The organism is Ruegeria sp. AM4, from assembly GCF_056540665.1.
Map to the genome: position 1 here is coordinate 257,105 of NZ_JBQFXD010000002.1, position 12,109 is coordinate 269,213.

The window sequence follows — 12,109 nt, forward strand, 5'->3', positions numbered from 1 at the left end:
CAGGAGCCCCCATGTCCGGACACGGCACGCCCATCCCGATGACCTCGCATCCTTGCGGCCCGCTGACCGGTACGGCTGAGGTGCCGGGGGACAAGTCGATCTCGCACCGGTCGCTGATCCTGGGCGCGATGGCTGTCGGAGAAACCAGGATATCGGGTCTGCTGGAAGGCGAGGATGTTCTGGACACCGCCAAGGCGATGCGCGCCTTTGGGGCCGAAGTCACGGATCATGGCGACGGTGAATGGACCGTACACGGAGTTGGGGTCGGCGGGTTCGCCGAGCCCGATCAGGTCATCGACTGCGGTAACTCGGGCACGGGCGTGCGCCTGATCATGGGCGCGATGGCGACATCGCCACTTGCGGCGACCTTTACCGGAGATGCCAGCCTGAACAAACGCCCGATGGCGCGGGTCACCGACCCGCTGGCATTGTTCGGCACGCGGGCGGTCGGCCGGGAAGGTGGGCGTTTGCCCATGACCATCGTTGGTGCAGCTGACCCGGTGCCCGTGCGATACGAGGTGCCGGTGCCGTCGGCGCAGGTGAAATCGGCGGTGCTGCTGGCGGGCCTCAACGCGCCCGGCAAAACCGTCGTTATCGAAAAAGAGGCGACCCGCGACCATTCCGAAAGGATGCTGGCGGGATTTGGCGCTGAAATTACCGTTGAAGACACCGACGAAGGTCGGGTTATCACGCTGACCGGACGGCCGGAGTTGAAACCTCAGGTGATCGCAGTACCACGCGACCCCTCTAGCGCGGCGTTCCCGGTTTGCGCTGCACTGATCACACCGGGTTCGGACGTGCTGGTTCCCGGCATCGGCCTGAACCCCACCCGTGCAGGTCTGTTCACCACATTGCGCGAGATGGGGGCCGATCTGACCTATGAAAACGAGCGCGAAGAGGGTGGTGAGCCGGTGGCCGATCTGCGCGCGCGCTATTCACCCGAGATGAAGGGTATCGAGGTTCCGCCTGAACGTGCAGCCTCGATGATCGACGAATACCCGGTTCTGTCCGTCGTTGCGGCGAATGCAACCGGGACGACACTGATGGCGGGCGTGAAGGAATTGCGGGTCAAGGAAAGCGACCGCATCGACGCGATGGCCCGTGGCTTGCGCGCGAATGGTGTGACCGTGGACGAAGGAGATGATTGGTGGTCGGTTGACGGTCTGGGCATCGGCAACGTCCCTGGTGGCGGTACTTGCGAAAGCTTTCTGGATCACCGCATCGCCATGTCGTTCATGGTGATGGGCATGGGTGCGAAATCGGCGGTTTCGGTGGATGACGGCGGACCGATTGCCACGTCTTTCCCGATCTTCGAACCGTTAATGGCAAGCTTGGGCGCAAAGGTCGCCCGGGCATGAGCTTTACCGTCGCAATAGACGGACCCGCGGCTGCGGGGAAAGGCACGATCTCGAAAGGTGTTGCCGCGCATTTCGGATTTGCGCATCTGGATACCGGGCTGCTCTATCGCGCGGTCGGGCGACGCACGCTGGACGGCACCGGCGCGGTGGCGGCTGCGCATGCGCTGACCGCCGACGAGTTTGAGCAAGGCGACCTGCGTACCGCAGATATCGCACAGGCGGCTTCGAAAGTTGCTGTGATCCCGGAGGTGCGGGCGGCATTGGTCGATTTCCAACGCGCTTTTGCGCGCCGCGCAGGTGGGGCTGTTCTGGACGGACGCGATATCGGGACGGTCATTTGCCCTCGGGCGGAGGTCAAGCTTTACGTAACCGCCAGCGCGGAAGTGCGCGCCGAGCGCCGTTTTCTTGAATTGGCCTCGAAGGGACATGACGTTTCGCGCGCGCAGGTTCTGGCTGATGTGCGCGAACGCGATGCACGTGACGCCGAACGCAGCACCGCTCCGATGAAACCGGCAGACGATGCGGTTTTGCTGGACACCTCGGACCTCAGCATTGATCAGGCGCTGGCCCAGGCGGTTACCCTGATCGAACGTGCTCTGCCCGCCGAACGGTAGTGCATCACTGATCACCAAGCTTTGTTTGGCCTGTGCGACGACCGATCCCTATGGTCAGGGTAACGTCCGCAGGAGAGTGATCATGATCCGACTTGTCATCGCACTTTTTTTTCTGGCCTCAAGCCTGTCCGCTCAGGAGACTGAACCTCGGATGGATTACGAGCGGCTAGGCAAGATCCTGTTTGCGCTTGATCCCGAAGCACAGCCAAACGGGCCGGGTTTTGAACTGACGCTCGGCGACGTGCCAGTTCTGGTGATCGCAGATGAGGCAGCAGACCGGATGCGGGCGATGGTAGCAATTCGCGGGGTTGACGGCCTGACGGCGCAGGATCTGCATCGCATGATGCAAGCGAATTTCGACGATGCGCTGGATGCACGATATGCAATCGCCAATGGTACGCTGTGGTCCGTTTTCATCCACCCGCTGTCTTCGCTGGAAAGGGATCAGCTGATCTCGGGGCTGGCGCAGACCGTGAACATCGCGCTGACCTACGGAACCCTGTATTCCGGTGGAGGCATGCAGTTCGGAGGCGGTGACAGCAATGATCTGCAACGTGCCTTGATCGACGAACTTCTGAAAAAAGGCGACGATATCTGACCCGATTAGTCATGCGGTGACCCGAGGTGAAAGAGGGCTTGCTCGCGAGTTTTGATATGTTATGAAATAACGTATTGTAAAAACCAGCGGCTAATCCGGTTCGCATGCTTCAATGAACAGACCGGCCTTACCCATGACGGATCAGGACTGCCATGTCTGAAAGTAAATCGCGGCGGAATCTTCGAACGTCGATGAAGACACGCCGACGGGGCGGGTCGCGGATGCAGGCATTCGATGCGTTGCCGCGAGACCTGCGAGTTTGGCTGGCCTCGGCCTGTTTGCCCTGGAGCCCGGAATCGGCACTGAAGGTCTGGAGCCGCGCTGGTGGGCGGCTCAGCCCTGATGCGGCGATCTCACGCCTTGATGAAATCGAACAAGCGATGCTGCAAAAGGATGCGCGGGTTTGGACTGCGAGTCCCTACCCAAATGGATAAGCGCTTGCCGATACCCTTAAGAAATTGGCTTTCTGCTTGCGCCTGACAGGAAATCCGCTTATACGCGCGCTGTCTGAACAAGGGCGGTCAACGTCCGGATGACGTATCTGAGCAGGGCCGGGTTACCTCGGCCCTTTGTGTTTGTTTGCTCAGGCGCGTTCCGGGTCACGCAGTCAGGCATCATGAAACAAGACCGGCGGAGACAACCGTTCGGCCAGCAAAAACGTACTGTAAAGGAAAACAACGCCACATGGCTAACGCATCCATGGAGGAATTCGAAGCCCTCCTGAATGAAAGCTTCGAAATGGACACACCCGAAGAGGGTTCTGTTGTCAAAGGCAAGGTTCTGGCGATCGAAGCCGGCCAAGCCATCATCGACGTAGGCTACAAAATGGAAGGCCGCGTTGATCTGAAAGAATTCGCAAATCCCGGCGAAGCCCCTGAAATCGCTGTAGGCGACGAGGTAGAAGTTTACCTGCGCGCCGCAGAAAACGCCCGTGGCGAAGCCGTCATCTCGCGCGAGATGGCCCGCCGTGAAGAGGCTTGGGACCGTCTGGAAAAAGCATATGCCGACGACCAGCGCGTCGAAGGTGCAATCTTTGGTCGCGTCAAAGGTGGCTTCACCGTCGATCTGGGTGGCGCAGTTGCGTTCCTGCCCGGCAGCCAAGTTGACGTCCGCCCCGTGCGCGACGCTGGCCCGCTGATGGGTCTGAAGCAGCCGTTCCAGATTCTGAAAATGGACCGCCGCCGTGGCAACATCGTTGTGTCGCGCCGCGCAATCCTGGAAGAATCGCGTGCCGAACAGCGTGCCGAAGTCATCGGCAACCTGTCCGAAGGTCAGACCGTCGAGGGTGTCGTCAAGAACATCACCGAATACGGTGCATTCGTTGATCTGGGCGGCGTTGACGGCCTGCTGCATGTCACCGACATGGCATGGCGTCGTGTAAACCACCCGTCCGAGATCCTGACGATCGGCGAAACCATCAAGGTTCAGGTCATCAAGATCAACAAAGAGACCCACCGCATCAGCCTGGGCATGAAGCAGCTGCAGGAAGATCCGTGGGATCTGGTTGCTGCCAAGTACCCGCTGGGCTCGGTCCATCAGGGTCGCGTCACCAACATCACCGACTACGGCGCGTTCGTCGAGCTGGAAGCCGGTGTCGAAGGTCTGGTTCACGTGTCCGAGATGTCCTGGACCAAGAAAAACGTCCACCCCGGCAAGATCGTTTCGACCAGCCAGGAAGTCGACGTCATGGTTCTGGAAATCGACGGCGCCAAGCGTCGCGTATCTCTGGGCCTGAAGCAGACTCAGCGCAACCCGTGGGAAGTGTTTGCAGAAACACACCCCGAGGGCACCGAGGTCGAGGGCGAAGTCAAGAACATCACCGAATTCGGTCTGTTCATTGGCCTCGAAGGCGACATCGACGGCATGGTTCACCTGTCCGACCTGTCGTGGGACGAGCGTGGCGAGGATGCGATCCAGAACTACCGCAAAGGCGACATGGTTTCGGCCGTCGTCTCGGAAGTTGACGTCGAAAAAGAGCGTATCTCGCTGTCGATCAAAGCCCTGGGCGGTGACAAGTTCGCCGAAGCCGTGGGCGGTGTGAAGCGCGGCTCGATCGTGACCGTCGAAGTGACCGCAATCGAAGATGGCGGCATTGAGGTGGAATACGAAGGCATGAAGTCGTTCATCCGCCGTTCCGACCTGAGCCGTGACCGTGCCGAACAGCGCCCCGAGCGTTTCTCGGTCGGTGACAAGGTCGATGTTCGCGTCACCAATGTCGACAGCAAGACCCGCCGTCTGGGCCTGTCGATCAAGGCACGCGAGATCGCCGAAGAGAAAGAGGCCGTGGAACAGTACGGTTCGTCGGACTCGGGCGCATCGCTGGGCGATATTCTGGGTGCAGCGCTGAAATCCGGCGACTGATCCAGGGCGCAAGCCATTGATGACTTTTCAGCCCTGCGCACCCGCGCGGGGCTGTTTTTGTTGCGAATCAACATGTTCTGATTTTCCGGGTTTGACCGGCGCTGGTTCGCTCAATACGTGTGAGAATCGAGCGCGCAGGCCAAAAATCGCGTGAGATTGCCGGAAAATTCTGAAACTACGCACAGAGTCTACGTTCCCCCGAACCCGGTTTTTTCCTATACTGTCCAGAACAATAGAGATGGTAACCGGCCGCCTGGGAGGGTAACGCGCATGATCCGTTCAGAATTGATTCAGAAAATCGCTGACGAAAATCCGCATCTTTATCAGCGGGACGTCGAACGGATCGTCAACACCGTCTTCGAAGAAGTCACTGACGCCATGTCACGCGGCGACAGGGTCGAATTGCGTGGGTTTGGGGCGTTCTCTGTGAAAAAGCGCGATGCCCGTGTAGGCCGCAATCCCAGAACCGGTGAAACTGTGCAGGTAGAAGAAAAATGTGTGCCGTTCTTCAAGACCGGCAAGTTGCTAAGGGACCGTTTGAACGGTAAAGCCTGACCTTATGATGCGCTATATTCGCTATGCCTTTCTTGCGATCCTTGGGATCGTTCTGGTTTCCATTTCTCTGGCAAATCGCCAGATCGTGGAACTGAAACTGATGCCGGATGCGTTGGCCGAACTGATTGGTTTCAACCTGTCCACATCGCTTCCGCTGTTTCTTGTGGTGCTGGGCGGTGTCGTTGCCGGACTGGTTATCGGGTTCCTGTGGGAATGGCTGCGCGAGCACAAGCACCGCAAAGACGCCACCGTTAAAAAAAGCGAAGTGCGTAAGCTTGAGCGCGAGGTCAAGAAGCTCAAGAAAAAGCAGAATGTGGGTCAGGATGATGTGCTGGCCCTGCTGGATGAGGCAAGCTGAGACGCGCTCATGTCCGGTGACATTGCAGTCAAAATTTGCGGTCTGACCGCTCCTGAGCATGTGCGCGCAGCGGTGGACGCTGGCGCGCGCTATGTGGGGTTTGTGTTCTTTCCAAAATCGCCCCGCCATCTTGAATTGGCGGTGGCTTCGGAACTGGCGCATATCGTGCCAGCTGGTGTCGCCAAAGTGGCGCTGACCGTGAACGCCTCGGACGAAGACCTGGATAGGATAATCGGGGCCGTGCCGCTGGACATGCTTCAATTGCATGGAAAAGAAACTCCTGATCGGGTTTCGGAAGTTCGACAAAGGTTCGGTTTGCCGGTGATGAAGGCCATCGGCGTCGCCGAGGCCGAGGATTTGGAGGCCATCGACCTCTATTCCGAAGTTGCGGACCAGTTGCTGATCGACGCCAAGCCACCCCGCAACTCTGAACTTCCTGGCGGCAACGGTTTGTCATTCGACTGGCGCCTGCTGGCCGGGCGCAAATACTGGCGCCGCCCGTGGATGCTGGCTGGTGGCCTGACGCCGGAAAACGTCGCCGAGGCGGTGCGGATGACGGGCGCACGACAGGTCGACGTTTCGTCTGGTGTGGAATCCGCGCCTGGTGTCAAGGACGCCCAGAAAATCCGGGACTTTATCGCCGCCGCCAAGTGATCTGACCTTCCACCGCCCGCGTATCTCTGGTGGGAGAGGAATAGTCATGCTCGCAGCGATTGGCGGTGTTTCGTTGAAGCACTGGTACAATGCGCCAGAGTTTTTCTGGCGTGCAGGTCAGGCGATGAAGCAGGCGCGGGGCGATCCGCTTTGTCTTCATGCCGAGGTGTTCCCGCATCGGGGCCTTTATTTTTCCTTTACGGTTTGGCAGGATATCGAGGCAATGTTGACCTTCGCCCATTCCGGGCCGCACCGACATGTGGTTCAAGCCGCACCCCGGCTGGCAAACATCAACAGGTTCTGTCATTTCGACTGCATCGCGGTTCCAACCCGCGATCAGGCGCTCGAGGTTTGGAGACAGCAGCGTGAGGCTGCGGAATGATGCGTTTTGCGATGGCAAATCCCCGCGCCACCTCCTATGAACAACGGGTAAGATGACGGAGACAGCCATGGCCAACGATCTTTTCAATTCCTTCATGTCCGGCCCTGACGAACAGGGACGGTTTGGCATTTTCGGCGGACGGTTTGTCAGTGAAACACTGATGCCGCTGATCCTGTCTCTGGAAGAGGAATACGAAAAGGCCAAGGATGACCCGAGTTTCTGGGCCGAGATGGACGATCTGTGGGCGAACTATGTGGGCCGCCCCTCGCCGCTGTATTACGCGGAACGCCTGACCGAGCATCTGGGCGGGGCCAAGATTTACCTCAAGCGCGACGAGCTGAACCATACCGGCGCGCACAAGATCAACAACGTGCTGGGCCAGATCATTCTGGCGCGGCGCATGGGCAAAACCCGGATCATCGCTGAGACCGGGGCAGGGCAGCACGGTGTGGCCACGGCCACGGTCTGCGCCAAGTTTGGTCTGAAATGCATCGTCTACATGGGCGCGCATGACGTACAGCGTCAGGCCCCGAACGTGTTCCGGATGCGCTTGCTGGGCGCCGAAGTGATCCCCGTAACCTCGGGTCGCGGTACGCTGAAAGACGCGATGAATGACGCGTTGCGCGATTGGGTCACCAATGTGCGCGACACCTTCTATTGCATCGGCACGGTGGCCGGTCCGCATCCTTATCCGGCGATGGTGCGTGACTTCCAGTCGATCATCGGCAAAGAAGCCAAGGAACAGATGCATAAGGCCGAGGGCCGCCTGCCCGATACGATCATTGCTGCCATCGGTGGCGGGTCGAACGCGATGGGTCTGTTTTATCCATTCCTTGATGACAAGTCGGTCAACATCATCGGCGTTGAGGCCGGTGGTAAAGGCGTGAATGAAAAGATGGAGCACTGTGCGTCGCTGACTGGGGGCCGCCCCGGCGTGCTGCATGGCAACCGCACCTATCTGCTGCAGGACGATGACGGGCAAATTCTGGAAGGTTACTCGATTTCGGCCGGTCTGGATTATCCCGGCATCGGGCCCGAGCATTCGTGGCTGAACGATGTGGGCCGCGCGCAATATGTCTCGATCACCGATAAAGAGGCGCTAGAAGCGTTCCAGCTGTGCTGCGCGACCGAGGGTATTATCCCGGCACTGGAACCTTGCCACGCGCTGGCCCATGTGATGAAGATCGCGCCCGATCTGCCCAAAGATCACCTGATCTGCATGAACATGTGCGGGCGGGGCGACAAGGATGTTCAGACGGTTGCCAAATATCTGAACTTTGACATGTCGGATACCGAGGGCCGTTCGGCAGATTGATCCCGGGCTAGGCGGCTTGCAAGAACTGTGTCAGGTTGCGTGCTATGCGTAACCCACCCGCTGCCGCCGAGCTTGATCAGAAATACGATGCCGCCGCACCCGGCTGGGCCGACAAGATGCGGCTGCTTGGATATTTCGATGCATATCTGGGGTTTCTGTCTGCGGATCCGCAGGCCGAGTTGGGCGAAAATGCCCTGGATGTTGGCTGTGGCACCGGCGCATTCGCCGAAGCCCGCGCAGTGATACGCCCCGAAGGCCACGTAACGCTGTTGGAGCCGTCAGAGAAGATGGTCAGACAAGCACACAGAGCTTTGACCAAACGTGGCGCGACTGTCGAACTTGCTCAAACCCGGTTGGAGGAGTTTGCTCCGTCGCACGCGTTTGACTGCGTGCTTGCCGCGCATGTTCTGGAACATTGCCCGGACCCGGTTTCAGCCCTGCGCCAAATGCGTTCACTGGCCGAACCCGACGCGGCGCTTTGGCTGGTGGTCAGCAAGCCACATTGGTGCAATGCGATCATCTGGTTTCAATGGCGGCATCGCACCTTTCGCCCGGAAACGGTGGCCGGGATGCTGGCGGAAACGGGCTGGCAACTGCAATCGCAACATAGCTTCCCAACCGGCCCGCCGTCGCGCACGTCCCGAGGGTATCGCGCCGTTGCGGTTTAAGTATCAGGTATCGGCTTCATTCATCTTCAGGACGTCCAGCGTCACAATCTCCAACGCTCGCTGATGCGTTGCTTCAAGATGAACCTTCGGCGCGCATCCTTCGTCATGGGCCTGCAGAAACCGCGCGGCGCACAGGCACCAACTGTCACCGGGTTTGAGGCCCGGAAAGTCAAACTCGGGGCGCGGCGTGCTGAGGTCATTGCCCACATATTTGGAATAGGCCAGAAACTCTGCCGTCATGACCGCACAGACCGTGTGGCTGCCCTGATCCTCGGGGCAGGTGTTACACGCACCGTCGCGGAAAAACCCGGTTAGCGGCTTGCGAGAGCAGGGGGCCAGAACGCCGCCCAACACGTTGATGCTGTCTTGCTTTTGCATGTGGGCATCCTACAGGCTTTGCGCGATCTTGCGGAACATTTCTATGTTTGCGTCGTTAACGCCCGGCTCACGAAACTGGCGATCAGCTGCTGTTGACACGATCAGAACACCGCGCGGCTGGTCGAAATAGATGTATTGCCCATAGACGCCACGCGCCAGAAACTCGCCCTCATGCGCGTTCTTGGGGATCCACCATTGGTAACCATACCCCATTTTGCCGGTTTCGGTCGGCGCACTGGGCCAGGTCGATTCTGCGATCCAGTTGGCAGGCACGATCTGTTCGCCGTCCCGCACACCATTCTGCAGGATCATCTGCCCAAACCGCGCAAAATCGCGTGTCGTGAAGTTCAGCCCAGCCAGAACAAAGGCAACGCCTGCGCCATCGGTCAGATAATACCCATCGCGTTCCAACCCCAGCGGCTTGATGATCCGTTCGTCCATCAGTTCCGGTACGCTGCGCCCAGTTGCGCCCCGGATCACCATACCGATCACATGTGTGTCGATGGACACGTATTGCCAGACCTCGCCGGGGGTCGCAAAGCTGTCCGCAAGCGAAGCGGCAAAGTCGTCCAACTCTCCGCCCAAGGCAATTACGCGCCCCATGCGATTGATGTCCGAGTTGTAGTCGAAATAATCCTCATCAAAGGTGACGCCGCTGGCCATGTTCAGGACATTGCGGATCGTGGTGCCGTCATAAGCACTGCCCGCGAGTTTTGGTGCGTACTTGATAACCGGATCATCCAGCGAGCCTATCGCACCTTCGATCAGCAGGATACCGAACAGGGCCGACAGATAGCTTTTGGCAACCGACCACGAAATCCGCCGATCCTCGGGCGCGGTTCCCAGATAATATTCTTCGAACCGAATTTGCCCATTCTGCATCACCAGCAGAGACGTGACAGTGCGTTCCTCGATCCACTGATCCGTCCCCTCGGGCAGGTCAAAGCCTTGACCATATGGCAGTTCCCATGTCGGGCCATTACCGCGCGGCAGACCGACCGTCAGAAATGCGTCATCCATATGCGAGAAATTGTGAACGATCTTGTCTTCGGAAAACAGAGAGTTAACAGCCAACAGGCGCTGAATTTCTTCCCGTTTCCAAAATCCGACGACAAGCGCAGCCAAAATCAGGGCCAGCAGGATGCGCAGCATCCACCTGAATAGGGTTCTCATGCGTTTCCTCCCTTACGCACGTCTCATAGGACCGGGGCCAGACTCATATCGCAATCCGGAACGTTGCGGCACGGGCGATTATCCTAACGGAATTTGTCCAACAATTTTTGCATGGGTGAGCGATCGTCCGGAGCGCGTTCAGCGGGTTCTGTTCGTTGCGGTTCGGCGGCAGGCTTTGCCGGGGTCTTGGATGACCGTGCCGGGGCGGTACGCAAGGCGACGGCGTTCATGAACTTGCCGCCTTCATCGTCAGCCAGAAACGCTGCCCCATCCGAGACACCACGCAGCACATCCTCAAGCCAATCGGCGTCCGCCTTGGCGAAATCGCTCAGAACATAAGGAGAGACCATCTCTTTCCGACCCGGGTGTCCGATACCCAGCCGAACCCGGTCATAGGCCGGGCTGATATGCTCGTGGATCGAGCGCAGTCCATTATGGCCGGCGTGGCCTCCGCCCGCTTTGACGCGCACCTTGCCGGGGGCGAGGTCAAGCTCATCATGGAAAACGGTGACGTCCGTCGAGTCCAGTTTGTAAAACCGCATCGCTTCACCCACGGACTGACCTGACCGGTTCATAAAGGTCTGCGGCTTCACCAACAGGACCTTTTCACGCCCCAGGCGACCTTCAGAGATTTCGGCCTGAAACTTGGATTTCCAAGGGCCAAAGCCGTGATCTGCGGCAATGCGGTCCAATGCCATGCAACCGATATTGTGCCGGTTGCGGGCATATTTTGATCCGGGATTTCCCAATCCGACAAACAGCTTCATTGCGGCGCCCTTTGAATTTCACGCAGACTGTGCCTTTGGTTGATGGCACGAATTGGCCTCGGGTTTCCACCCCGTGCCGACCAAAAGAAAACGGGCCTCCGAAGGAAGCCCGTTTCAAATTCCGAGAAAGGCCCGGAATTATTCTTCTGCGGCGTCTTCCTTGCCGACAACTTCGACTTCATCTGCGGCGACTTCTTCTTCGTCACCTTCTTCATCGTCGCTGGTCGACAATCCGGTCGGTGCAGAAACGTTGGCGATAACGAAGTCACGGTCGATGGTCGGCTTGGTACCTGCGGGCAGATCAACCGAGGAAATGGTGACAACGTCGTTGATTTCCATTCCGGTCAGATCAACGGTGATCTTTTCGGGAATGTCGCCGGCGGTGCACATCAGCTCAACTTCGGGGCGGACAACAGTCAGAACGCCACCCTTCTTGATACCGGGTGCTTCATCTTCGTTGATGAACTCAACGGGGATGTACAGCGCGATCTTGGTGGTCCGGCGCAGGCGCATCAGGTCCAGGTGGGTCGGCAGGTCTTTGACAACGTCACGCTGAACGTCGCGGCAGATGACGCGGACGTCTTCGTGGCCTTCAACTTTCAGGTTCCACAGGGTCGACTTGAACCGACCTGCTTTCAGGCTCTTGAACAGAACGTTGAACGGGATCTGAATCGGCAGCGGCTCTTTGTCACCACCAAATACAATGCCCGGAACCATGCCGTCGCGGCGTGCCTGACGAGCGGCGCCCTTGCCTGTCCCCGTCCGTTCCAGAGCTACGAGATCAGGAATCTCTCCAGCCATGATTATTCTCCAATGTTAGGGCGGGCATCCTCCAAGGCTGTATGCCCGCGTGAAGCCGCGTCCTTATCTCGATTCATAGGGTTTGGAAAGAGGTATTTTGCGAGGCTCTGCCTCGCGCTCCGAGGTA

General features: G+C 58.7%; 15 protein-coding genes. 11 read left to right on the top strand and 4 right to left on the bottom strand.

Annotation, left to right across the window (positions count from 1 at the left end):
• Positions 1-11: 11 nt before the first annotated feature.
• The 11 genes from aroA (at position 12) to ACR0JA_RS06765 (ending at position 8,863) form a co-directional block, all read left to right on the top strand.
• Positions 12-1,358: a 3-phosphoshikimate 1-carboxyvinyltransferase gene (aroA, locus tag ACR0JA_RS06715; protein WP_480571801.1), complete on the top strand. Its 1,347-nt coding sequence runs from the start codon at positions 12-14 to the stop codon at positions 1,356-1,358.
• The gene (locus ACR0JA_RS06720; RefSeq protein ID WP_480571804.1) at positions 1,355-1,972 is read left to right on the top strand and encodes a (d)CMP kinase; all 618 of its coding nucleotides are present in this window, start codon (positions 1,355-1,357) and stop codon (positions 1,970-1,972) included. Before aroA ends, ACR0JA_RS06720 begins: the two co-directional genes overlap by 4 nt.
• Before the next feature lie 82 nt (positions 1,973-2,054).
• Positions 2,055-2,570, top strand: a complete 516-nt coding sequence (locus ACR0JA_RS06725; protein WP_480571807.1) for a hypothetical protein — start codon at positions 2,055-2,057, stop codon at positions 2,568-2,570.
• Between the two features lie 152 nt (positions 2,571-2,722).
• Positions 2,723-3,004: a DUF6525 family protein gene (locus ACR0JA_RS06730; protein ID WP_480571810.1), complete on the top strand. Its 282-nt coding sequence runs from the start codon at positions 2,723-2,725 to the stop codon at positions 3,002-3,004.
• Between the two features lie 250 nt (positions 3,005-3,254).
• Positions 3,255-4,931, top strand: a complete 1,677-nt coding sequence (gene rpsA / locus ACR0JA_RS06735) for a 30S ribosomal protein S1 (protein WP_010438032.1) — start codon at positions 3,255-3,257, stop codon at positions 4,929-4,931.
• A gap of 270 nt (positions 4,932-5,201) precedes the next feature.
• On the top strand, positions 5,202-5,486 hold the full coding sequence (gene ihfB, locus ACR0JA_RS06740) for an integration host factor subunit beta (protein WP_008758048.1): 285 nt from the start codon (positions 5,202-5,204) through the stop codon (positions 5,484-5,486).
• Between the two features lie 7 nt (positions 5,487-5,493).
• The gene (locus ACR0JA_RS06745) at positions 5,494-5,844 is read left to right on the top strand and encodes a lipopolysaccharide assembly protein LapA domain-containing protein (protein ID WP_480571813.1); all 351 of its coding nucleotides are present in this window, start codon (positions 5,494-5,496) and stop codon (positions 5,842-5,844) included.
• A 9-nt stretch (positions 5,845-5,853) separates the two neighbouring features.
• Positions 5,854-6,498, top strand: coding sequence for a phosphoribosylanthranilate isomerase (locus ACR0JA_RS06750; protein ID WP_480571816.1), 645 nt, complete (start codon positions 5,854-5,856; stop codon positions 6,496-6,498).
• Positions 6,499-6,544: 46 nt separating this feature from the next.
• Positions 6,545-6,880: a hypothetical protein gene (locus ACR0JA_RS06755; RefSeq protein ID WP_480571819.1), complete on the top strand. Its 336-nt coding sequence runs from the start codon at positions 6,545-6,547 to the stop codon at positions 6,878-6,880.
• A gap of 67 nt (positions 6,881-6,947) precedes the next feature.
• Complete coding sequence (gene trpB, locus ACR0JA_RS06760; RefSeq protein WP_480571821.1) at positions 6,948-8,195, top strand: tryptophan synthase subunit beta; 1,248 nt, start codon at positions 6,948-6,950, stop codon at positions 8,193-8,195.
• A 44-nt stretch (positions 8,196-8,239) separates the two neighbouring features.
• The gene (locus ACR0JA_RS06765; RefSeq protein WP_480571824.1) at positions 8,240-8,863 is read left to right on the top strand and encodes a class I SAM-dependent methyltransferase; all 624 of its coding nucleotides are present in this window, start codon (positions 8,240-8,242) and stop codon (positions 8,861-8,863) included.
• A gap of 3 nt (positions 8,864-8,866) precedes the next feature.
• Here the strand turns inward: ACR0JA_RS06765 and ACR0JA_RS06770 are convergent, their stop codons facing one another.
• The 4 genes from ACR0JA_RS06770 to ACR0JA_RS06785 all read right to left on the bottom strand — a co-directional run bounded on the left by ACR0JA_RS06770 (position 8,867) and on the right by ACR0JA_RS06785 (position 11,982).
• Complete coding sequence (locus tag ACR0JA_RS06770) at positions 8,867-9,241, bottom strand: DUF2237 family protein (RefSeq protein ID WP_480571827.1); 375 nt, start codon at positions 9,239-9,241, stop codon at positions 8,867-8,869.
• Between the two features lie 9 nt (positions 9,242-9,250).
• Positions 9,251-10,414 carry a serine hydrolase domain-containing protein gene (locus ACR0JA_RS06775; RefSeq protein WP_480571830.1) on the bottom strand — a complete coding sequence of 388 codons (1,164 nt, stop codon included), beginning with the start codon at positions 10,412-10,414 and terminating at the stop codon, positions 9,251-9,253.
• Between the two features lie 83 nt (positions 10,415-10,497).
• Positions 10,498-11,181 carry an aminoacyl-tRNA hydrolase gene (gene pth / locus ACR0JA_RS06780; protein ID WP_480571833.1) on the bottom strand — a complete coding sequence of 228 codons (684 nt, stop codon included), beginning with the start codon at positions 11,179-11,181 and terminating at the stop codon, positions 10,498-10,500.
• A 138-nt stretch (positions 11,182-11,319) separates the two neighbouring features.
• A complete protein-coding gene (locus ACR0JA_RS06785) occupies positions 11,320-11,982 on the bottom strand; it encodes a 50S ribosomal protein L25/general stress protein Ctc (RefSeq protein ID WP_480571837.1) in 663 nt (220 codons plus the stop codon).
• Between the last annotated feature and the right edge of the window lie 127 nt (positions 11,983-12,109).